The sequence below is a fragment of the Corynebacterium poyangense genome, assembly GCF_014522205.1.
GTDB classification, from domain to species: domain Bacteria; phylum Actinomycetota; class Actinomycetes; order Mycobacteriales; family Mycobacteriaceae; genus Corynebacterium; species Corynebacterium poyangense.
In genome coordinates this window covers 2,412,093-2,433,433 of record NZ_CP046884.1, presented here as the reverse complement: position 1 = coordinate 2,433,433, position 21,341 = coordinate 2,412,093, and the positions used below count along the sequence as shown (strand labels likewise).

The window sequence follows — 21,341 nt, the reverse complement described above, 5'->3', positions numbered from 1 at the left end:
TTTAGGGCAAGTTGTACTAAAGTTCGCAACTTGTATCATTTTCCAAAATTAGTATTTTTTAACTCCCGCTTTTGGTGAGGGTTAATTCCTATTCGGGTTTAGCATGGTTTTCATGAAGCTATTGACGCTCAATACTCATTCCTGGCTTGAGGTTCATCAAATCCCTAAGCTTTATGCCTTGGCCAAAGAAATCCTGCAGGAGAACGTGGATGTTGTGGTTCTTCAAGAAGTCAACCAATTCCCTGCTACCCCACGCGATGAGCACCCCTTAGGATTGAAGGAAAGTTTTGGGCGAAAAATCCATCACGATAATTTTGCTCGATTATTGGTTTTAGCGCTCTGCCAACTAGGTGATCCCCAGATATCTTGGACATGGGCCTGGCTGGGTACACATCGTGGCTTCGATAGGTACGACGAAGGCGTTGCGGTGTTAAGCCGCATCGGGATGATAGAGTGCCGTGAACTCGATCATGGTGGAGACTATCCATGGACTGATCATCGGCGTCGTCGTTCCTTAGCTGCTCACATTGCTGGACGATGGATCTTAAGTTCACATTTTTCTTGGTGGCCAGCCTTTCGGGAAGAATGGGGCCAACTCAAACCGCAACTAGAGGATCTGCGTGCTCAGGCCCCGGTGATCATCGCTGGAGACTTCAATAATCCCGCGAATCGAGATGGGGAAGGCTATTCGTTGGTGCTCAATGACGGTTGGCGAGACAGTTTTCGGTGTGCTCACTACACCGAAGGGGAGTGCACCGTGCATCGGGTTATTGACGGATGGGAGAACGTTGCAGACAACCTCAGAATTGATTTTGTATTTATATCTGACGACCTCTCGGTCTCAAGCTACCAAGTAGTTTTTCAGGACAATACTGATGAAGCAGTTTCTGACCATTCCGGAATAGTAGTGGAGATTCCATGACCCAGGATATTGATTTTCGTCGTTCCGTTGTTTATCAAATTTATCCACGCAGTTTCGCTGATTCTAATGGAGATGGCGTGGGTGATTTACCGGGAATTATCCAGCACCTAGATTATATAGCTGACTTAGGCGTCACAGATATATGGTTGTCACCTATTTATGCTTCGCCCAATGATGATAATGGCTATGACATCTCTGATTATCGCGCGATCATGGCGGAGTTCGGTACCCTTGATGATTTTGACCGTTTAGTGCATGAAGCACAAAAACGCGGGCTGCGCATCATTATGGATTTAGTGGTGAATCACACCTCTGATGAACACGAATGGTTCCAGCAATCACGATCTTCCCGTGATAATCCCTATCGGGATTACTATATTTGGCGCGACCCATCCGGCTACACCACTGAGGGGAAACCCATCCCGCCGAATAATTGGATCTCTTGTTTTTCCCCATCGGCGTGGGAATGGGATGAACCCACTCAGCAGTTCTACCTGCACCTCTTTTCCACCAAACAACCAGACCTCAATTGGGACAACCCGAAAGTCCGCGCCGAAGTCTATGATCTCATGCGTTTTTGGCTAGATCGGGGAGTCTCCGGTTTCCGGATGGACGTCATCAACGCCATTAGTAAAGACCCCGAATTTCCCGATGATCCTCGAGTCACCGCCGGTGGTCGGGAATCCTCGCTTTATCTGATAGCTAATGGTCCTCGAGTTCATGAGTTTCTCCGGGAAATGCGACGCGAGGTGCTAGATGATTATTCCACGTTGACGGTAGGAGAAACCCCGGATACCACTGTGGCTGATGGTTTAGCCTACGCTGGGTTTAACCGCGGTGAGTTGAATATGGTGTTTACCTTTGAACATATGATGCTGGACGGCAATCCTGACGGTTACGGCAAATGGTGGGACGGAAAAGTTGATGTCCCTACCCTGAAGCAGAACCTAGCTCACTGGCAAGAAGGGTTAGCCGGAAAAGCATGGAATTCGCTGTATTGGAATAATCATGATCAACCCCGGGTAGTGTCACGATTCGGTGATGACAGTCCCCAGTGGCGAGTAACTTCCGCCACAATGTTGGCCACTACCTTGCATATGATGTGCGGAACCCCCTACATCTACCAGGGGGAAGAAATTGGCATGACGAACGTCGCTTTTCCAGAGCTATCTGATTATGACGATATTGAACAGCGCAATGCCTATGCTCAGTATGTGGATAAGGCAAAGATCTTTAGCCATGAGCAGATGATGCATTATATTCACGCCCGCGGGCGAGATAACGCCCGTACCCCGATGCAATGGTCGGCCACCAAGAATGCGGGATTTAGTACCGGAACCCCGTGGCTCAAGATCAACCCCAACTATCGGGAGCTTAATGCGGAGCGGGACGTAGCCGATCCACGTGGGGTGTACCAGTACTATCAACGGCTCATTGAGTTAAGGAAGAAGTACCCGGTCATTATTGATGGAGATTTTCAGCTTCTGAGTCCAGATGACCCGTACACCTTCTCTTATCTTCGTAGAACGAAGACGGACACCCTTCTTGTGACGTCTAATTTCACCGAACATGAGCGCTCCGTTGCCGTAGATTCTAACCCTGGTTATCGACTTATTCTTTCGAACTATGAAGATAAGGAAAAAACCACACCGGAGTCACCACTGCGTGGTTATGAGACTCGAGTGTGGTTAGCGAGCACGTAAGCGCCTAGGGTGAAGCCCCCACAGGGATGATCGAGCCCGGTTGGAAGGGCGCTAGAGTGCCATCCCTTCCTCACAGGGTTAGTTATTGTTTTTACCTTCGGAATTATCAGAAGAAGGATCCTGATGAGGTTCACGGAACGGGTTCAACGGCTGCTGGGGCTGCTCGCTAGAGCGTTGGGGGTAGCCAGGCTGCGGATAATTCTGCGGGAAACCGGGTTGTTGCGGATAGCCTTGCTGAGGGTAGTTCTGGTCGTGGAAACCTTGCGGGGGTTGTGAATAAGGCTGCTGTGGCATTTGCTGATAGGGGTTTCCCGTATTACCCATCATTTCTGCCCGTTTCCAGCTTTGGCTGGCAGGGCTCGCGGAGTAGAGGTACTCATTGAGCTTATTGGCAAATTGCTCTAATTTAGTCTGCTCCAATACTGAGACGGAGAATTCGCTGACTGCACCTCCGCTATTAGTGATTTTCAGGCTGCCCACAATACCGCTAGCAGCAATTGCTAAACCAATTAACAAAAGAAGGAAGAGGAGGAATCCTACGCCTGCTTTAGGGGCGTCGAAAATAACGATGAGAGCAAAGATAACTAGGAGAATACCAATGATAAGCCGAACGGCCTTGACAGACAGCGAGGAAGTCACACCGGCAATTGCTCCAATGGGAACACCACGCTCTTCATGGCCCAAGGGAATAATCCCCAACAAAGTATTTGGGGTTTTTGCAACAAAACGTCGATTAGTGACTGCCATATTGATTCTTAGCCAGAAAAGGACCAAAATCGGCTAAATCTCCGGCTAAAAGACCCCAGCTTCTCCTTGAACAAAATTAATATTTTCGGCGAGATGTTCACGTTGCACACGTGCACTCGGTGAAAATGGTAGATGAAAAAGGACGCTTACAACAATTTAGATATATCGGAACTCCCTGGAAATAGGTATTTTTGCTAAGGGGAGCTGTCCCCTGGGGCTAATTTCACCATCAGTGATTATTTCTTGAGTAGAACCAAAACAAGGTTGCTGACCAGAAACTCCCGAAGCCCAGGAATATGCACCATCCACCACCCCCACCAGGGATGATAGCGAGGAAAAGCGAGCAGTAGGTGGGCGTCGGACCGCTGGCGGGCCCAACGTAACCCCTCAGCGCAGGACACATTGAATAAGGAGGTACCGAAGGAATTTTTCGGTGGGTGTCCGTGGCGGCGAATATAATGATCCCGGGCGAAGTCGCCACCAAGGTAGTGTTGCCATAATCCGGTTTCGTGTCCACCAAAAGGGCCCAACCAAATGGTGTAACTAAAAATCATCACCCCGCCGGGGCGGGTGACGCGAAGCATCTCTTCAGCCATGCGCCAGGGGAAGGGAACATGTTCGGCGACGTTGCTGGAATACACCACGTCGGCAGCCTCATCTTTGATGGGGAGGTTCATCCCATCGGCGCGAATGGCGTGGGGGATGGTAATTCCGGCGGCTGCCATTTCTCCCACATCAGGTTCGACGCCAATATATCTGGCTCCTCTAGCGGCAAACTCGCGGTGGAAATAGCCTGGACCGCCACCAATATCGAGGACTGTTTTATGGCGAAGATCCCCCACCACATCCTCAATGAGCTGCGCGGTATCTGCTGCTAGCGGCTGGTAGAAGCGGTCTGGTTCTGACTGCTCGTACCGAAACGCGGAAAGAAGTTTCCAGGAGCGTCGCAGCGTTGCATGGTGGCGAAGTTCTTTCATAGCAGTACCAAGGATAGTGTTGAGGATTGATGAAGATCCTTTTGCTCTGTTGGCGTGACAGCACCCATCCCCAGGGGGGAGGCAGTGAACAATACCTAGAGCGCGTCGGGGAATACCTCGCACAGCAAGGAAACGAGGTGGTTTACCAAACCAGTGCCTACACTGACGCCCCGGCTAGGAGCCGTCGCAAGGGAATTCGCTATCTCCGGGCGGGTGGAAAATTCACTGTCTATCCTCGCGCCTGGTGGCGGATGCTTCGGGGCCGGCTAGGCTTCGGCCCACTAGCCGACGTAGACGTTGTCATCGACACCCAAAACGGAATCCCCTTTTTTGCCAAAATATTTTCCGGCCGGCCCACCATCCTCCTGACTCATCACTGTCACCGAGAACAATGGCCAGTTGCAGGCCCTTTCATCGCCCGCCTGGGGTGGTTTCTAGAATCCCGGGTTGCACCCAGAGTGTATCGCCACTCCCAATATATCACCGTGTCTCAGCCATCAGCAGAGGAATTAGTTCAGCTAGGGGTTCAGCCGGAACAGATCCGGATTATCCGCAATGGGGTGGATCCGCTGCCCAGCGATATTCCGCACCTCAATCGGCTCTCGGCCACGCACCTCATGACGCTTTCTCGCCTAGTTCCGCATAAGCATATTGAGCAAGCAATTGATCTGGTTGCCACCGTGCCGGATTGTCACCTGGATATTGTTGGTAGCGGATGGTGGGCAGAAAATCTCAAAGAATATGCCCGGCGCAGCGGGGTTGAAGATCGGATTAGTTTCCATGGTCAGTGCAGTGAAGCGATAAAACATGCGCTGCTGGAACGGGCGGATATTCACCTCATGCCCTCCCGTAAAGAAGGGTGGGGTTTGGCGGTTATTGAAGCTGCCCAACATGCCACCCCTACGGTGGGATATGTCAGCTCCGGCGGGTTACAAGACTCCATCATCCACGGAGAAACCGGGTTACTTGCTCATTCCCCGTCGCAGTTTCGGGACTATGTGCTTAGTTTGTGGCAGAATCCGCAGCGCCGGTCTGAGTTGGGGTGTCAAGCGCAGGTTTTTGCTCAGCAATTCTCCTGGGAAGCCACCGGGCAGGCCATAGCAAAAGTAGTGGCAGAGCAAGCCAAAAGAGGTGAATACTAAGTCCGGTAATGAGTGAGGGTTTAGCTGCCGGGGTGGCGGCCAGGACCTCACCGTGGCTATTTGCAACTATTCCTATTCCAAGTTGTTCCAGCGCGGGCATATCTTTGTTCTCCCAGGCGTCCATGGCAGCCAGGTAACGCGGATTAGCAGAATCAGTTATTATCCCATCCACCTGGAGTTGTCCTGGTTCAACCAAAGCTACTGCTTTAGACCACGGCTGCACCATCGGTGTGCCATTAATGGTGGTTACTGCACCAATCTCAGGAATAAGCACTTCTTTTCCTTGGGCAAAGCTGCCGTCAATCACTACCGGAGGATTATTGGGGGTGAGTTCTTTGAGCGCGAGGGGGGCGTCGGGCATAGCGAAAAATATCAGCGGGATCAGGGCCGCAGCTACAGTGCGGCGTTTGATCCGGGCGCACACCCACACATAGCCGGGTAGTGCTAGGCCGAGTAGCTTCTGAGAGTCGCGGAACAGTCCCGCGCCGGGAATAGTGGACACGGCCCAGGAGAGAGGTTGGGGGACTATCCAGGCGAGGAAAGCCCCACCGACACCCAGGGCAAGAAGTAGATGAATAGACCGCGGGCAGGATCGGGCATAGCTTAAGATCACTAGTCCTAATAGTGCTCCAACCAGGGAAAAGCCAGCTTCTCGGGAGGCAGGCACAGCGGAGCTATTCCAGATACCGCCTAACCCCAGCAATGTTCCCACGGTGCCGCTTAAAGCTTCTGCGCGGGGGCTAAAAACGTTCGCTGAAGCGGAGGTGACTAGCGCAGAAGAAGATTGGTGCAGGGCAGCCAATAAGGCGGGGACGAGCCACGGCAGACAACACAGAAGTCCCCAGAAGAACACGACTAAGCGACGGCGCGCGGTGATCAGCCCGGTGATGAGTCCAAAAACGGCGCCGGTGGGAGTCAGTGATGCCGCCCAGAGACAGAGTGCTTGGAGCCGGGTGCGGCCGTTTAGACCTGCCCAGGTGAGCGGGATGAGTAGCCATACTCCAATGACAAGAGACCAGTGGCCTTGGAGAAGTCGTTCAATGATGAAGGGGTTCCATAAGGCCATGAAAACCGCTGCTGCTGAGGAAAAGGGACGGCGGCGTCCCCCGGCAATGGCGAGAGCCCCTGCGGTGGCGGCTAGGGCGGAAAGAAGAATAGCTGCGCGGGCACAATAGCTGGCGTCAAGGACCATTCCGGCTAAAGCTAAAACCCCATCTTGGGGAGAGTTACGAGCGGGAAGATCCCCCCAACCCAAGGCGCCGGGCGATAGGGCAGGGTGGGGGAGCACTACCATGTCGCGTAGCGTTAGCGGGCCAGGATGAGCAAGTGGCAAAAGCAATGCAGTGATCACCATTGCGCACCAGGCACCTAGCGCCATCGTGGTCCAGTGCGGACGCAGCACTATTAGTGCCCTTTCACCCGAACCACCACCATAGCGATTCCGCAGATCACCATGGCCGTGGTGCTCAGCACCGCTACCCATTGCAAAATTCTCAGGGTGTGTACCCGGTCCGCCGCAAGCTGAGCTTGCTGGGACACAGTGTGCTCATCCCAGTGCAAGGGGGCGGAAAACACCACCCGCGCCGGATTTATAGTTTTTCCTGCCCGCCAGGCTTGGGCGTCCTGGGCGGCGGAGTCGTCAGAATTAGCTAACACTATGAGCACGTTTTCAGATACATCAACAATTTTGCCGGATCGTGGCTCCACCCATACTTTGCGATCCACCGTGTAATAGGGGTGAACGGTAAGAGCAGAATCTGCCGATAAACCACGGTGTTGAAGTTCGTCTGCGTGATAGAGGTTCGACGTCACCTCGGTTCGACTCAACTTGAGGATGTCTTGTTGCAGCTGCGGATCTAACTGAGAAAGGTGCGGCCGCTGGTCCTCGGTAATAACGTCTCCTTCTTTGGTGGGCTGGGTGTGAGAGCGAATAGCAGATTCCACCAGATCCACCGGTTCCACATCTTGTTGGAAGAGGTAGGCGCGAAGCCCTGCGTGCTGATCTTTATCCACATAATCCAGTGGGGTGGGACGTTGGGTAAGGGGATCAAAGTAATTAAAGGAACGTCGTTCTGTGCTTGAGGGCATGAAGTACTGCAACCCCTCGCGAATGAAATTCTCACTGCTTAAGGTGATACCCGCAGTCGGTAGCACTAGACTTGTGTGGCTCGTGGGCTCGGGCGTTGGAAAAGCTGAGCTACGGATAAGGTCAACCTGGTCCTCAAGCTGGAGTATCGGAGAGCCGTCGGCCTCAATGGTTCTTTGGGTGCTGACCTGGGTGTATTTAGATTTAGATCCGGCAGCAGTATGCACCGTCAAGGTAGAGCTAATGCTATGAGGTTGGCCAGCGACAATTCCGGTTACCGGGGTAGTGCTAAAGGAATAATCCTGATCCAGCGGGATAGGGCGGGTGAAGAAGATGAGCAGTCGCGGGCCTACGGAGCCGATGAGGAAAAGCAGAATTATCGTTATCAGTAGGGATAACAGGGTGCGCCTGAGGCGTCGATCTCCGAACATCCGGCGCCTTAAACTTGCGCCTTGGGCGGTGGTTCCGGGCACAGGGTTCTCCTCCAGGTAGGCTCAGAGCAACATCATGACATGAAGGGAGCTGCCTACGTTGCCCATGGAATCATCCTACGCAACTAGCTTTCTTCCCATGTTGCAGGGCCTCAGAGCCATTGCAGCGTGGGGGATTTTGCTCACCCACGTCGCCTTCCAAGTGGGAATCGATCCCGCCACCACCCCGGGCGCCATCCTCGCCCGCTGTGATTTCTTTGTGGCTGTATTTTTTGCCCTTTCTGCCTATTTGCTGTGGCGACGGCACCGTAATGATTCCCGCTTCGGCCACTACTACCTCAAACGCGCGGTACGGATTCTCCCCGCTTACCTTTGCCTCTGTGTGGTGGTTCTGCTTTTCATGGGAGCCTCTGTCACTCAGATCATCGCCACGCTCACCCTCACCCAAATCTATGTTCCGCACGGACTTGTGGCAGGATTAACGCACCTGTGGTCACTCTGCGTGGAAGTGGCCTTTTATCTCATCTTGCCCCTGATCCTCCTGCTTCCCAAGCGATGGCGAATCCTCACCGTCCTAGCTCTGGTGGCTGGAGGTTTAGCCTGGCCCTGGCTCTGGGAAGGGGCCGCCTGGGCCCCAGTTAATCTGCAGCTATTCCCGCTTTCTTGGGCGCTGTGGTTTGCCGTCGGAATCGTGTGCGCGGAAGCCGAACCTTTTCTTCAACGCCTCCCCCTAGCCCGTTCGCCTCTGCTGCGACCTGGCGCCTGGGCGCTAGCCATCGTGGTCCTCTGGGCTGCGGGACAGGAATGGTTTAGCCCCCTCGGTTTAGAACATCCCAGTGCCGGGGAATTTAACCGACGCATTCTGGCCGGCGCGCTTTTTGCGTTCCTCATCATAGTTCCCTACCTGATTGGGCCCCCCTCCCGACTGTTGAGCTCGGAACTTTTCCAGGCTTGCGGTCGCTGGAGCTACGGCTTTTTCCTCTGGCACGTCGCCATCTTGGAGGTAATCTTCCCGGTTTTGGGGATCCCCTACTTCAGCGGTTCCTGGACGGATTTCCTCATCATCCTTGTGGCCTCAACCGCCGTCTCCCTTGTGGTTGCCGCCGCTAGCTATATCTTGGTGGAAGAACCAGCGCGACGGGTCCTGATGGAAGTATTCAGTAATCGCTCACGCTTCACGCTTTGGGGACGAGGGCAGACGAAATCGGAGAGGAATAAAACCGCTGAAACCCTCTCAGTGCTCTGATAGTGTCAGCGCTGCTATACCCCGACCCCAGTAAAGGTGAGCACCAGAAGAAGCGCATTAAGCCCCACAATGAATAGCGCAATGACCAAGGTAGTGAGTTTCTTGAAAGGTGAGTCTACGAATTCGCCCATGATAGTGGGGTTAGCTGTATAGCGGAACAAGGGGAGGATCGCTAGGGGGATGCCAAAGGAGAGCACAACCTGGGAAATGACTAACGCCCAGGTGGGTTCCACGCCCCACCATAAGAGCGCAAGGCCAGGAATGACGGTGATTAGGCGTCGGGCGCTAACTGGAATGCGGATATGGAGTAGACCCTTCATAATCTCTGAGCCTGCATAAGCGCCTACTGAGGTAGAGGCCAGACCAGAGGCTAAAAGTCCGATGGCAAAAATGATGCCGACGCTGTGGCCTAGGGTGGATTCGATGGCGGCGTGGGCACCGTCGATGGTGTCGGTGTTGTCCTGCCCGCCTAGTGCGGAGGCGGCAAGAAGGAGAAGACCGATGTTGACTGCACCAGCAAGGAGCAGAGCCCAGACCACATCCCATCGGGAAGCCCGGAGGAGCCGTTTAGGGCTAATCCGGTACTCGGTTCCTGAGGAGCCGGTGGTGCCGTGGCGGTGAATTACGAGGGAGGAGTGGAGATAAATTGCGTGGGGCATGACGGTGGCCCCGAGCATGGACGCAGCGATGAGGACGGAGTCTGTTCCCGCAAAGCCAGGGATGAGTCCGTGAGCTATTCCGGAGGGTGAGGGGGGAGAAAAGAATAATCCCGCCATGAAACCGGCTGTTATGAGGACAAGGAGGCCGATGATGGTGGATTCAAAGGCCCGTTGGTAGCGGTAGTTCTGGATGAGGAGCAGAAGCAGAGACACGACGGCAACGATGACTCCACCAAGAAAAAGAGGGATCCCGAATAAGAGATTTAAGGCGATGGCGCCGCCGATTAATTCAGCGATGTCGGTGGCGGCGGCTACTATTTCCGCTTGGGCCCACATGCTGATTCGTTGTGCGGTTGGGAGCCGTTCACCGAGTAACTCAGGTAAGGATTTCCCGGCTACGATGCCTAGTTTTGCGCTTTGGTATTGCACCACCACCGCAATGAGGTTAGCTACCACCAAGACCCACACTAGGAGGTAGCCGTAGCGGGCTCCGGCGGTGATATTGGCGGCAACATTTCCTGGATCGACGTAGGCAACGGCAGCGACAAAAGCCGGTCCCAATAGCCGCCAAAGACGCTGGGGAACAGCGAGGGACGGTGTAGTGGGGTTAAGCCCGGCAGCGGCTGGGCGAGAGGACAAGTTCAATCTCCTGAAACCTTATTTTCCTAGTGATTGATAGATCTTTATGGGTCATTGAGAGTTATCGAACCTGAGTATAGGCCGCTACTGGTTCTGCTGCGGGATCAGGGGACCGAATATCTTTAAAACGGCACCCCACAGTGGATAATTGCATTGGCGTACGGGGTAGTTTCCCCAGTCCGCACCACAAAGGATGCGTTAGAGGATCGCTTTTTTAATTCCTCATGGCTGACTTCTTGGACCGGGGTTGCGTCGAGCATTATTAATTCCCGAAGCGTTGCTGGAGTTTCCTGCGCTATGGTGATGGCTTCGATCTCTAACTCTCCGATGAGCGCCTGCCACACTTCGTGAAAACGTGGTACGCCAAAAACCAGGGCGAGGTCTACCACCGGGACATGGGAGGGAATGGGGAGACCACAGTCAGCGACGACAACCGTGTCGGTGTGGCCGAGGCGGGCAATCAGTCCAGCAAGTTGGGAATTGAGGATTCCCTGTTTCCTCATGATTTGCTCCTAGTTGTGCCGTTCTTCTTGATAAAATTCAGCAATATTGCGCTGGTCTACTGTCACCACTGGAACGGGAACCACCCCTGGAACTTCTTGTCCACTCAGGAGTAACTGAGCTTGAGCTACAGCAGTAGCGCCCAGCTCTCTTGGTTGTTGAGCAATGGTGGCTGTCATGCTTCCGGCATGAACCGCGGTGAGACCCTCCGCAGTGCCGTCGAAGCCGATGATGGCAATGTCTTTTCCGGCGCGTCCGCCGGCAGCTTCAATTGCTCCTAGTGCCATTTCATCATTTTCGGCGAAAATCCCCACCACATCTGGATTGGACTGTAAGAGGTTCGTGGCCACATCTAAGCCTTTGGTGCGATCAAAACCGGCGGTTTGTTCGGCAGCAATAGTGATCCCGGGATAGTAGGCAAGTTGCTCCCGGAACCCTTGTCCTCGGTCCCGAGAAGCTGAGGTTCCCGGTGTTCCTTGCAAAATGAGGATTTTGCCTTTTCCGCCGATTGCCTGGGCCATCGCGTCGGCAGCTTGCTTTCCGCCAGAGATGTTATCGCTGGCAACGTAGGACGTGAGTTTACCGGCGTTCGCTGTACGGTCCAGGGCAAAAACCGGGATATTGGCTTTGTTGAGAGCGACGACGGAATTTCCGACCGCGTCAGAATCCACCGGGTTCACTAGCACCGCGCCGGGAGCGGTGGCAATAGCGTTATTGAGTTGATCCGCTTGTTTAAGGGCGTCATCCCCGGCGTCTTGGACATTGATAGTTACCCCCAGCTCCTCAGCTTTGGCTCGGGCACCATCACGCACCTGAACGAAGAAGGGGTTGGTTTGGGTGGATAGCGCCAGCGTAATCTCATCATGAGAATAAGGTTCGACGCCACATCCGGCGATCATCGCCCCAGTACACCCGGCCACCAGGGTGGTGGCCAGTGCTTGAGTCAATTTCTTCATGGAAGAACACACCACCTTGGTTTTATTGGGCAATTGTTTTATTGCGGATGACATCAAAACCGACGGCAACGGCGATGACGATGCCGATGACTATTTGCTGCCAGAAAGAAGACACATTCAGCAGGTTTAAACCATTTCGAATGACCGCGAGAAGGAGCGCACCGATGAAGGTGCCCCAGGCACCGCCGCGTCCACCGGTGAGAGAAGCTCCGCCGATAACGACCGCGGCGATGGCGTCGAGTTCATAACCGGTGCCGGCGTTGGGCTGGGCGGAAGATAACCGCGCGGTCATAACCAGACCGGCCCAGGCGGCAAAAAGACCAGATAAGGCATATACGCTGATGAGGATGCGTTTGACGGGTAGTCCGGATAGGCGGGCGGCGTCGAAGTTTCCGCCGATGGCGTACATGGATCGGCCGAGGACTGTTCTAGAAAGAATGAACCAGGAAATGAGCCCAGCAAGGAACATCATGATGACGGGCATGGGGAGGAATCCGAGATCAGTACCCATCCAGTTGACGGCGTTGGGGCTGGCTGCGGGGGATCCCTCGGAAATGACCAGGGTGAGCCCGCGGGCAATGGACATAAGGGCAAGGGTGGCAATGAACGCTGGGAGTTTGCCATAGGCGATAGATAATCCGGCGATAACTCCAGCGAGGAGACCGGTGAGAAGCCCAAGAATGAGGGTGAGCCAGCCGGGTAAGCCGAGCTCAGCCCAACTATAGGCGGCGACCATTCCGCCGAGTGCAGCGACAGCACCAACTGAGAGGTCGATACCGCCAGTGACAATGACGAAGGTCATACCAAAGGCGAGGATAGCGACAGTAGCGGCTTGGACCCCCACATTGATGAGGTTGTGGAAGCTCAAGAAAGCCGGTGAGGCCAGAGCGAGGATGATGATTAAGGCAATCAGCCCGACCAGGGCACCATTGCTGAGCATCCACTCTTTTATCGAGAAGGAGGACTTACGAGTAGTCATGGCACTAAATCTCCAGGGTGCGAAGGTTCGGGGTGGGAGCAGTAGCGACGTTGTCAGGCACATTGGCCACGGCCAGAGACATCACGTCATCTTGAGAAGCAGTAGGGGGAAGTTCGCCGGCAATTTTGCCGCCGGACATGACGAGGACGCGGTCCGACATTCCCAGTACTTCCGGCAAATCAGAAGACACCATCACCACCGCCCCGCCCTGAGCGGTCACCTGATTGATGATGTTGTAGATTTCGACCTTGGCGCCTACGTCCACACCCCTGGTGGGCTCATCTAATAACAAAACCTGGGACTGGGCCATAACCCAGCGTCCAAAGACGGCCTTTTGCTGGTTACCGCCAGAGAGATCCCGGACCGGCTGGTCAATAGACGCCATCCTGAGCTTGAGTTTTTCTGCCACTCCTTTAGCCCGACGTCGTTGCCCACCGCGATCTGCGAGTCCCCACTTTCCGGAGCTATGCAAGGTCGCAAGGCCAATATTGTCAGAAACCGGAGCATCAAGAATCAGTCCTTGGTTTTTCCGATCCTCCGGAACAAGCCCTATTCCCCGCTTAATGGCAGCAGCGATATTGCCTTTGGGAAGTAGGTGACCGTGCACCACAATACGTCCTGAATCATAAGAATCTGCCCCGGCGATAGCACGAATGACTTCGGTGCGTCCGGCGCCTACCAGTCCCGCAATTCCGAGAATTTCCCCGGCATGTACCTGAAAAGAGATGTTCTCAAAATGCTGGGCATGAGAGATGTTGTGAACCTCGAGAACTGGTTCACCAATGTCGCCTTTGACCCGGGGATACTGTTCATCAATTTCTCTTCCCACCATGAGTTTGACGAATTCTCGTTCGGGGGTGGTGGCTGGAACCTCCGCGATGAACTGGCCGTCGCGAAGTACGCTGACGGAATCCGCGATCCTGGCAATCTCTTCTAAATGGTGCGAGATAAACACCATGCCTACGCCTTGGGTTTTGAGATGATCAATGACGCGAAAGAGCTGATCTATTTCTTTGCTTGTTAGTGCCGCGGTAGGTTCATCAAGGATTAAAAGCCGGGCGTTCATAGACAAAGCCTTGGCTATTTCTACGAGCTGTTGTTTGGCGATGCCGAGGTCACCAACTACGTCATTGAGCCCAACTTTTAGTCCAATAACGTCAAGTGCTTCCTGGGCCTGGCGCTTGAGCTCCGGGAAATTCACCAGGCCGCCGGTGGCAGGAGTACGCCCGAGCATGATATTTTCTGCCACTGACATACTGGGGACTAGGTTCAGCTCCTGATAAATAGTGGCGATGCCGTATTTTTCCGCTTCCTTGGTATTAGGAAAGCGGACCGGTTGGCCGTCGACAATAATTTCACCCGAATCTGGTTGGTAAACGCCGGCCATCATCTTGATGATAGTGGATTTACCGGCACCGTTTTCACCCAGTAAGGCTTGCACCTTTCCAGGATGAACTTTCAACGAAACATCTTTAATCACCTGAACTGGGCCAAATGATTTACTGACGTTTTTCAGTTCAAGGATGGTTTCCACTCTTCACCTCCTGGTCGTTTATAAACATTGGGTAGATTCTCTAGTTATTAACGTGGTGTTGATATAAGTACGACGCTGATCTGGCGGATTATCTGCCATAACTCCGATTAAGATGCGAAACGCAAGGGTAGCCATGTCACTCACATGCTGATCGATGACAGTGATAGGGGCTTGTTGGAGTTCAAAAGCCGGGTGACGGTCAAACCCCACTACGGCGACATCGTGGGGAATTCTCAGCCGGTGACGGTGACAGGCCTGGAGGACACCAATGGTCATCATGGAATCACCGGCAAAGAGGGTGCGTACGCCCTGTTTGAGTAGGGTGAGGGCATCTTCTAGGCCGCGTTGTTGTTCATATCCGCCGAGGAATATTCGAGGATCATCTATTTCATAGTCGACGCACCCTTGTTGAAAAACTGTGAGGCGCTCTCGGCCTGTTGAGGTGCTCATCGGGCCGGACAGGTAACCAAGGGGGAGGAGGTGATGGTGCTTGAGGAGTTTAAGTGCGGATCGCATTCCGGGGGCGGGATCAGAGGTCACGCTATAGAGTTGTGAATCCGGCAAATCCCGGTCAATAAGAACCACGGGAATGGTGCTTGCTAATTGCTCAATGCGGTCACGAGATTCCTCTAAAGGAACACAGAGGACGCCATCAACTTGGTGGTGGGAGAGGTTATCTAAAAGATCGTTGAGGGTGTCGGGGTTTTCGTTAGCGTTCACAATCAGGGTATTAAGCCCATGCGCCATTGCTTCAGCTTGGACCTGGGTGGCCATAGTCGCGAAATAGCTGTTGACCAGACTCGGCACAATCAGTCCGATACTGCCACTTCTTCGGCTTTGCAAAGCGCGAGCTTGGGCATTGGGACGGTATCCCTGTTCCTTGGCTAAGCGCTGAATCTTTTCCCTCGTGGCCGGGGCGATAGCTGGGTTATTGGCGAGTGCTCGAGAAATAGTGGATACCGAAACACCGGCCAACCGCGCTAGTTCTTTGAGAGTAGGGGTGCTCCTTTGAGGCATCTCCTTACACTCCTTCACTGAACACATATAGCCAGTTAATCGGTTAGTTGTGGGGCAATGCTCTCACGTGAGGTGCTAGGAGGCAGCGCTGCCGACCACAATGCAAACGTTTGAATTAATGGATATTAGTCATTATCTGTGTTTTAGGCAATAGTTACCCCATAATAGTGGTGCTACTCATATCTCAATGGGTAAAGCGGCAGCAGGCTGTTGGCGTCGGGCAGTCGTGCCAGGAAAAAGAGCCGGAGCCTCGCCGTTTTTTGGAGTGATTTCCTAATGAGTCACGGAGATGGTCGTGGACTTGGCAAGAAAGGACTGCGGGCAGAGCCGGAAAGCTCGCATGTCGGAGGTGAGGTGTTCGCCGGGAAGCGGAGGAATTTTGTGCGGAGAAACCTCCTGGTAGCCGCAGGCTAAAGAAACTCGGGCCGAAGCATGGTTGGCGGCGGAGCAAAAACTAAAAGCTGTGGAGACGTTGAGGTGGTTAAAGGCATAGGTGAGAGCGACCCTTCTCGCCGTGGAACCTAGACCCTGGCCTTGGGATTTGAGGTCTAGCCAGGATCCTGATGACATGATGAGGTTAGTGCCGATGGTATGTCCACGAATTTCCTGGCCTCCTATCAAGTTGCCGTGATAGCGAATAAAAAACGGGAGTCGCCACGAGGAGGTGGTGGAATCCTTGATGATGTCTTTATTGAACTCAATACAGGATTGAATATTGTCTTTAGGCGACGCTCTTAAGCCTCGGTACCAGGGGAAAACATAGGGGGCAGTGATATCAGGAAAAATCTCAGCATTCAGGAGAAGGTCTTTTACTTGTTCCTCTATGCCGTCGTGGAACAGCTCAAGTTGCACTAGACCAGAGTCGATAATGAGACGGTCTCCATAGTGAGGCGGAAAAGACATTAAGGTTACCTACTATTATTTGATGATGGTGTTAACAAGATGGTTTAGAGATTATAGCAGAGTAGTGGTTCTTTCCCGCTGTTATCACTGTTTCAGTGAAAAGCTTAATCAATTCTTGTTTTCGCTAATAGCCGATGTGCTAAGAATAATTACCGCGTAATGACTAAAGTCAGAATGTGGATAAAGCCGTGTTTCACCGTAAAGAGTACTTTTTATGATAATTATTGAGCACCAAGAATCGGCCGACCTCGATAGATTAGTGTCGTGGACGCCTGGGGCTACAGTTTATCGGCCCTATCTCGGCCAGCGGTTGCCTGACATACTCCAGGAACCCTTGATTGTTCTGGGCGGGGCAATGAATGCTTATCAGGATCAGGACTATTCATGGTTGCCCCGTACCCGGCAGTTGTTGTCTATAGCAATAGAAAAGAAAATACCTGTTTTGGGTATTTGTTTAGGGGCACAACTGCTCAGCGTTGCGGCTGGAGGCGGAGTAGCTATTGCTAGTTCCGCAGGAACAGAACTAGGTCTAACCCAGATTTCCCTCACGGAAACTGCTGCTAAAGATCCCCTTTTTTGTGGCCTCCCACAGCAGATATGGGTGGCCTCAGATCATAGCGACGGTATAACACCACTGCCTCAGGATGCGGTGCTTCTAGCGAAATCAGCACGTTATCCTCAAGCATTTCGGGTTGGGCCGTGTGCCTGGGGAGTGCAATTTCACCCCGAAGCTGGATTGAACCGACTTCAGCAGTGGATCAAAGAAGATATTCATCTGTTACCAGGGGCATCCCCGGAACGTGAGGCCGAACTAATTGAGCAGGCTCGGCAATACTGGGCAGAAGTGACTACGGCGGCGCATCAACTCATCACCAGATTTGTTGCACTGAGCACAGGAAAATCATAGCTAAGGGCATGGTTTCAGATGGGGAGGGAACAGGTGGGCGTCGGACCTATGGTAGAGCTATGGGTTAATCTATTTCGGTGTTTAGCTCTACGACTCTAGATTCCCATGCCCGACGCCTTGTTGCGTGGGTAGCCGGCCTTAACTTGCTGGGCTTTGCTCTAGAATTAGCGATTGCCACTGTTATTGGTTCTGCGGCCCTATTTGCCGATGCCGCGGATTTCTTGGAAGATTTCCTGATCAATCTTTTAGTGCTCACTGCGCTGGGGTGGTCGGTGGCAAGTCGCAGGAAAGCGAGCTTCGGACTAGCCGGGCTGATTCTCCTTCCGGCGATAGCAGCTTGCGGAACGGCCGCATTGAAGATCATAAGCGGCGATCCTCCAGAGCCATTAACGCTGTCCGGTACCGCTGTTTTCGCCATGGTCCTTAATCTGCTTTGTGCTTTATTGCTCATGCGTTTGCGTGGAGCTTCAACCGCCTTGGTCTGTGGCGCCTGGCTGGCGGCACGCAATGACGTCCTAGCTAATATTCTCATCCTGCTAGCCGGTGTGTTGACCATGGTGTGGTGGAGTGCCTGGCCAGACATAGTGGCGGGGCTCATCATCGGCGCAATTAACTTTTCTGCAGCCAAAGAAGTTTATGAGCAGGCGCGTGCCGAGGATCCGGAGTTGGAGTTGGATTAGGAAAAATAGCCGGCACATCTACAGGAAATTACTTAAAGAGTTCAAGTGGTTTCGAGCACCTTTTAAGTACGGTAAAACCCTAAGATCGAGCGTCGCAAGGCTATCTCCGTCCACGAATTGCGCTCGACTACACCCACCATCTGAGTTTTCTTTCTATCTTTCAACATTCTATGAATGAACAGATTTTTCCTTTTCTTAGGATATTTCCTTAAGGATGGCCATTTTTCTTAAATATTGGTTGCTTATTGGCGCAGAAAATGGACAAGCCAGCAGGGCTAGGTTCTATCAAACTTGATGAGACAGGATAGAGAATCGCTATTTCAGTGCGGGGGTACCTGCCTACGACGAGCCTTCTTGGTGCCCTAATGTTCCCCTCTGGTCTTGGCTTGATGAAATAGCTCGGTGAGCAGTTAGGTTTATTTAAAGAGCGTCGTTATTTTGATGGCAAATTGGTTTTAGGTCTGGAATAATCCTAAGACATGTTCTTTAATGCATACGCCACAGTTTGTGAAGAGATCCCTGCGCCGTATAACCATCAGCGTGGACTTGATGACCCAGAGATGCCAGACCATCTCAAGGATTTTGTAGTTTTCGTCTGGCAGGTCGGCGGGGAAGAGATGACCTCACAGATGTGGGCGGTGATGAATCATATTTCGCAGACCCAACGGCAATACGTCTTTGACGTGGACTCTATTGAGGAGTTCGCGGATTGGGCTAAACAGGTCAACGCCATCTGGTTCCGACCCGACGGAGCCTTGCTCAACCCCGATGGTGAGGAGATTTTTGCCCATGCTCCGGTGCCTTACCACCCCGCTGCCGTAGCGCGAGCCAAGAGGGTGCGCGCCGAGATTGAGCGGGATTTCAAGGCCCGAATTCCCGGGTTTTTACCTCCAGTACGCAGCGAATTTGAGATTTCCCCTCGGCAACCTCGGGAGGTAGCGCAGCGCTTCCTTAGCCTGGCGGTTTTCTCTGAACTAGGGCTTCAGCTCATGTCAGGAGAGGAACTCCCCTTGGCGCAGTTAAAGGAGAGTATGCCTGACGCCTTTCAGAACCTGAATGAGAATGAAACTCAATTTTTGAATCTAGTAGAAAGTGGCGAAATTAGCCTGCCCCTTGATAAGCAACTAAACCTTAATGACGCTAGCGATGAGGTGCAAGGGCTCGTGGCCCTTGCACTGGAGTTGGCTTGGGAAGGGCAATCAGCGCTTATGCTGGCCTATACCTTTGGGCTGGTGCAACTGCCGGAAGGTGAAGTCGGTGACGAGTATAAGGAAGTTACCGGGTGGGCATTAGAGAACGGACAAGATGCAGTATATGAATTTGTTGAAGGATTTATCCCACTAGAAGAGCTCTGCGAAAAATATGAGTTCATCAGGAGCTTGCGATGGGTTTCTATCCATGAACGGATGCGGCCTAAACGCTTTGGGATCTTCAAGCGTCCGGTCACGATATCGGACAGGAAAGACGCTCAACTCATGCAATGGCATCAAGCTCTGGCGTGGCTATGTGAACCCCACAACGACTGGGATGAGATTGATCTTTCCATCTAATCCAGAGCTCCAGGGCGCGTGGATCCGCCATTAGGGAGCGAAAAGAGTATTTATTCGCTCCGGGAATGGTCGCTCCGACTAGGCGTCGGGGCAATTTTTCGGGCACCCACCTTCGGGGATAGGGTGCTCATGTCAGGGGCTTAGTTGTTGCAGAGTTGTTTTAAACAACTTTGTAACAACTTAAGGAACAACTGGCCGAAAAACTACCCGCTAATTCGGTTGTTTTAGCAGCTCAGAATAGTTGTTTAGAGTTGTTTTGAAGTTGTTTATTACTCCCTCGTTCCTGGCCGCTTAAAGCTGTGGAGAGAGGATGAGCATACAAAAGACTGCCTCATGCGTCGGACTATTTTTTGGGCGGCGGGAAGTGCTGAGGGAATCTGCGGTGCATCGCCCTAAGGAGAGTAGGGTCGTTTAGCATCTTTGCCAGCTGGGCCAAGATGTTATTTGGGTAGGTGTCTTGTGCCTCCTTTAGTTGCTCGCCCAGCCTGGTTTCAAAGACTTTCTTGGTGGTTTGTATCTTCGCTAAGGTCTGTCGACCGGCGGAAGTGAGGGCGTGGAGGGTAGTGCGACGGTCAGTGGTGGATATGGCAGTTACGGTGAGGCCCTTAGCAGCCAAAGTGGAAAGCAACCGGCTAGGGCTGCCGGATTCACAGATGAGGTGCTGGCCAACCTCTTTGGTGCTCAATGGGCCGAACGTGCCGATGACTTCCACTGCCTCTGCCTGAGAGGCGGTAAGCCCAAGGGGGGCATAAGCACTATTGAGCTCCCGGTTGCCCTGCCGCTGCAAGGCCAAAATCAGGTAGCGCAATACTTCGGCGCTGCTTGTTGGGTGGTCATTCATCTGCGATGTGGTTTTCTCGGTTTTTCTCGGGAACGATGGGCAGGTTAGCTAGGGCCAGGATAGCTACTGCCGGGTGGAATTGAGTAGATGAGCCAGCCTAGTGAGACGTTTATTCGGCACCAAAGATGCCTCATGGGTTCCGATGATGGCTGATAGCCGGCCGCGTTGGCGAACTGTATGAGTCACAGTGGTGCCGGTTCCGTTGGAGGTCAATGTGAAAGTAGATTCCTCGGTGAGCCCTGGAATCATGATGTGACATGTAATTTCTTTTCCAATACGCGAATATTCCAGAGTTCCGCGCAAGATGCGCTGCACTACAAGAGGGTATTTTCCGTCGTTTCTTTGCGGTTCCACATGGGTGAATGCCGGATTCCACGTGGGAAGACGCTCAGCATCGAGGATGACGTTGGCGATCTTATCGGCTGAGTGATCGAGGTTAATAGAGGCGCTAAATTCGGTAATCCATGACATGTCATGCATATTAGTGAAATGAGCGATATTTGGCAACTGTGGTAGGGGATTCACCGGCGTTTGATAGCTGGCTTCCGGGTCGTGACCTGCCTACTGTGAAGAGTTGAGAGGCATGTCATCTAATACAACTTTTCCTTGCCACATGCGGAATGCGCTAATGCGGTGACTCGGGAATGAAAGATGGTCTGAAGGTTACGGATTCGAGAAAGTACTCCCCAGATCTGGCTGGAAAAGTTGCCGCTGAGTTAAACCGATGACTTTTTACTCTCCCGCGGTGAGGACTGCGCATGCTCGGGGTTGGTGAACTGTGGCGCGACGGCTAAACCTGTCATTCTCCGTTCATGGGATCCGTTGACTCAATTTCAATATCCTCACCTCTTGAGTGAGGAGACCGTGTCAGCTTCGAATACATGGATCCTGGCTTTTTCCTTGTGAGAGTGGGGGTGTTGT

At 52.9% G+C, this 21,341-nt stretch carries 19 protein-coding genes; 7 read left to right on the top strand and 12 right to left on the bottom strand.

The features are described 5' to 3' along the window. Positions 1–112 precede the first annotated feature (112 nt). On the top strand, positions 113–922 hold the full coding sequence (locus GP475_RS11525) for an endonuclease/exonuclease/phosphatase family protein (protein ID WP_187974497.1): 810 nt from the start codon (positions 113–115) through the stop codon (positions 920–922). After that, positions 919–2,625 carry a glycoside hydrolase family 13 protein gene (locus GP475_RS11520; RefSeq protein WP_187974496.1) on the top strand — a complete coding sequence of 569 codons (1,707 nt, stop codon included), beginning with the start codon at positions 919–921 and terminating at the stop codon, positions 2,623–2,625. The genes GP475_RS11525 and GP475_RS11520 overlap by 4 nt, the downstream gene beginning before the upstream one ends. 78 nt (positions 2,626–2,703) lie before the next feature. On the opposite strand, the gene GP475_RS11515 is transcribed toward GP475_RS11520, so the two are convergent. Together GP475_RS11515 and GP475_RS11510 are read right to left on the bottom strand one after the other, a co-directional pair. After that, positions 2,704–3,372: a sulfite exporter TauE/SafE family protein gene (locus GP475_RS11515; RefSeq protein ID WP_187974495.1), complete on the bottom strand. Its 669-nt coding sequence runs from the start codon at positions 3,370–3,372 to the stop codon at positions 2,704–2,706. A 236-nt stretch (positions 3,373–3,608) separates the two neighbouring features. After that, entirely contained in the window at positions 3,609–4,349 is a 741-nt protein-coding gene (locus GP475_RS11510; RefSeq protein ID WP_187974494.1) for a class I SAM-dependent methyltransferase, read from the bottom strand. Between the two features lie 29 nt (positions 4,350–4,378). Between GP475_RS11510 and GP475_RS11505 the strand changes: the two genes are divergently transcribed. Further along, positions 4,379–5,491, top strand: a complete 1,113-nt coding sequence (locus GP475_RS11505) for a glycosyltransferase family 4 protein (RefSeq protein WP_187974493.1) — start codon at positions 4,379–4,381, stop codon at positions 5,489–5,491. 1,404 nt (positions 5,492–6,895) lie between these two features. On the opposite strand, the gene GP475_RS11500 is transcribed toward GP475_RS11505, so the two are convergent. After that, the gene (locus GP475_RS11500) at positions 6,896–8,050 is read right to left on the bottom strand and encodes a porin PorA family protein (RefSeq protein WP_187974492.1); all 1,155 of its coding nucleotides are present in this window, start codon (positions 8,048–8,050) and stop codon (positions 6,896–6,898) included. 97 nt (positions 8,051–8,147) lie between these two features. Here GP475_RS11500 and GP475_RS11495 point away from each other — a divergent pair, with 97 nt between their 5' ends. After that, a complete protein-coding gene (locus GP475_RS11495; protein ID WP_224399735.1) occupies positions 8,148–9,254 on the top strand; it encodes an acyltransferase family protein in 1,107 nt (368 codons plus the stop codon). A gap of 14 nt (positions 9,255–9,268) precedes the next feature. On the opposite strand, the gene GP475_RS11490 is transcribed toward GP475_RS11495, so the two are convergent. The 7 genes from GP475_RS11490 to GP475_RS11460 form a co-directional block, all read right to left on the bottom strand. Beyond that, on the bottom strand, positions 9,269–10,552 hold the full coding sequence (locus tag GP475_RS11490) for an Nramp family divalent metal transporter (RefSeq protein WP_187974490.1): 1,284 nt from the start codon (positions 10,550–10,552) through the stop codon (positions 9,269–9,271). A gap of 122 nt (positions 10,553–10,674) precedes the next feature. Then, the gene (gene rbsD / locus GP475_RS11485; RefSeq protein ID WP_187974489.1) at positions 10,675–11,055 is read right to left on the bottom strand and encodes a D-ribose pyranase; all 381 of its coding nucleotides are present in this window, start codon (positions 11,053–11,055) and stop codon (positions 10,675–10,677) included. Positions 11,056–11,064: 9 nt separating this feature from the next. Beyond that, positions 11,065–11,952 (bottom strand): substrate-binding domain-containing protein, encoded by an 888-nt coding sequence (locus tag GP475_RS11480; protein WP_262485268.1) that lies wholly within the window; start codon positions 11,950–11,952, stop codon positions 11,065–11,067. A gap of 79 nt (positions 11,953–12,031) precedes the next feature. Continuing rightward, positions 12,032–12,988, bottom strand: coding sequence for an ABC transporter permease (locus tag GP475_RS11475; protein WP_224399733.1), 957 nt, complete (start codon positions 12,986–12,988; stop codon positions 12,032–12,034). 4 nt (positions 12,989–12,992) lie between these two features. Continuing rightward, entirely contained in the window at positions 12,993–14,522 is a 1,530-nt protein-coding gene (locus GP475_RS11470; protein ID WP_187974487.1) for a sugar ABC transporter ATP-binding protein, read from the bottom strand. 18 nt (positions 14,523–14,540) lie between these two features. Beyond that, complete coding sequence (uriR, locus tag GP475_RS11465; RefSeq protein WP_187974486.1) at positions 14,541–15,539, bottom strand: transcriptional regulator UriR; 999 nt, start codon at positions 15,537–15,539, stop codon at positions 14,541–14,543. A gap of 273 nt (positions 15,540–15,812) precedes the next feature. Next, positions 15,813–16,442, bottom strand: a complete 630-nt coding sequence (locus GP475_RS11460) for a GNAT family N-acetyltransferase (RefSeq protein WP_187974485.1) — start codon at positions 16,440–16,442, stop codon at positions 15,813–15,815. A 214-nt stretch (positions 16,443–16,656) separates the two neighbouring features. Between GP475_RS11460 and GP475_RS11455 the strand changes: the two genes are divergently transcribed. The 3 genes from GP475_RS11455 (at position 16,657) to GP475_RS11445 (ending at position 19,579) form a co-directional block, all read left to right on the top strand. Next, positions 16,657–17,349: a type 1 glutamine amidotransferase gene (locus GP475_RS11455; RefSeq protein ID WP_187974484.1), complete on the top strand. Its 693-nt coding sequence runs from the start codon at positions 16,657–16,659 to the stop codon at positions 17,347–17,349. Positions 17,350–17,426: 77 nt separating this feature from the next. After that, positions 17,427–18,029 (top strand): cation transporter, encoded by a 603-nt coding sequence (locus GP475_RS11450; RefSeq protein WP_262485192.1) that lies wholly within the window; start codon positions 17,427–17,429, stop codon positions 18,027–18,029. Between the two features lie 479 nt (positions 18,030–18,508). Next, entirely contained in the window at positions 18,509–19,579 is a 1,071-nt protein-coding gene (locus tag GP475_RS11445) for a DUF4272 domain-containing protein (protein ID WP_187974483.1), read from the top strand. A gap of 343 nt (positions 19,580–19,922) precedes the next feature. Here GP475_RS11445 and GP475_RS11440 read toward each other — a convergent pair whose 3' ends face one another. Both GP475_RS11440 and GP475_RS11435 read right to left on the bottom strand, forming a co-directional pair. Beyond that, on the bottom strand, positions 19,923–20,420 hold the full coding sequence (locus GP475_RS11440) for a MarR family winged helix-turn-helix transcriptional regulator (RefSeq protein ID WP_187974482.1): 498 nt from the start codon (positions 20,418–20,420) through the stop codon (positions 19,923–19,925). 63 nt (positions 20,421–20,483) lie between these two features. Further along, the gene (locus GP475_RS11435; protein WP_187974481.1) at positions 20,484–20,891 is read right to left on the bottom strand and encodes an SRPBCC family protein; all 408 of its coding nucleotides are present in this window, start codon (positions 20,889–20,891) and stop codon (positions 20,484–20,486) included. Between the last annotated feature and the right edge of the window lie 450 nt (positions 20,892–21,341).